General features: G+C 61.2%; 1 pseudogene. It reads right to left on the bottom strand.

Going from position 1 to position 1,054, the window contains the following annotated elements:
• Positions 1–1,038 (bottom strand): annotated as a pseudogene (locus ACM6JQ_RS15980) (hypothetical protein); the annotation flags it as partial.
• Between the last annotated feature and the right edge of the window lie 16 nt (positions 1,039–1,054).

The raw sequence follows: 1,054 nt of genomic DNA, 5'->3' as shown, positions 1-1,054 counted from the left end.
GTCAGGGTCGAGCGCGCCACTGATCTGGTCGATCGCGATGGGCGCGGCCAGGCGTGTCGGCTCACCGATAACGCTGTAAGCGCGGGACTTGGATCTGGAGTTGTCGACCACGACGCCGCCGCGGCGCACATGATAGGCGTACACCACCGTGCGTTTGGCCAGGGCGCGCAGGGTGCTGTTGTTGTGCTCGATCGAGACTCGCACCGGTGGCGTGCTTTCAATACGCTGGATCACCAGTTCACTGATCTCTTTTCCTTCGTCGTCGGTACCGAAGACGCTGAGGTAGATCTCGTCGTTCTTTTTGAAGATGTTGTCGTCCTCCGCCCAGACTTCTACCTGCGGCCGCTTTTCCCCCAGCTCCTCCAGATTCACGACGAGACCGTCGGCCTGTTTGAGGATGGGCGCACCCAGCCGCAAGCCCTGGGTGTCGACGACAATACGCACGGCCTCGCACCAGTCTTCGGACTCGTTGTACACGCGGTCGCGGATCTTGTAGCTGACCGACACGCCGTCGGAGTCTCCGGCTGAGAGGATGGTGGCCTTGTCGGCCAGAACCACGATGGGATTACCCTCCGGATCATCGATCTGTTCCTGGGTGACGGGTTCGGACTCCACGGTTTTCCCGGCCCAGGCCAGGATGAGCACGTCACCGACGGCGCAGTTCAGGTAGAGCCAGCCATCGCCGGGCTTGGGTTTGGCGTAGACCAGCACGCCTGCCTCGGCGGTGGCCTTGTCGACACCGTCGCGCACCACATCCGGCGGATCGAAGGCCATGGTCAGTTCGGAGTGGCCATAGTCGGAATCAAGATCCTGACCACCGGGTAGTTCAAGTTTGACGACGAACTTGATCGTCGGTCCTGGCTCGGGCTTCTGCCCGAAACGCGTGATCTGGTAGGACAGCTCCCAGTCGCCGCTGGGCAAGCGTAGCGGCTCGATGAACAGAGTGACGTGCTTGTCCACCTCGATGTCTTCGGTGATGGTCTTTTGCGCGACCATGGTGTTGCCCACGTACACCTTGCAGTTATCGCTCTTGCTCATGTTGTTCCAGGCGGGA

Origin of the sequence: Pseudomonas sp. IT-232MI5 (genome assembly GCF_949767845.1) — a bacterium.
Lineage (GTDB): Bacteria > Pseudomonadota > Gammaproteobacteria > Pseudomonadales > Pseudomonadaceae > Aquipseudomonas.
The sequence above is the reverse complement of the archived record's forward strand: the minus strand, read 5'-3'. Positions and strand labels throughout refer to the sequence as shown.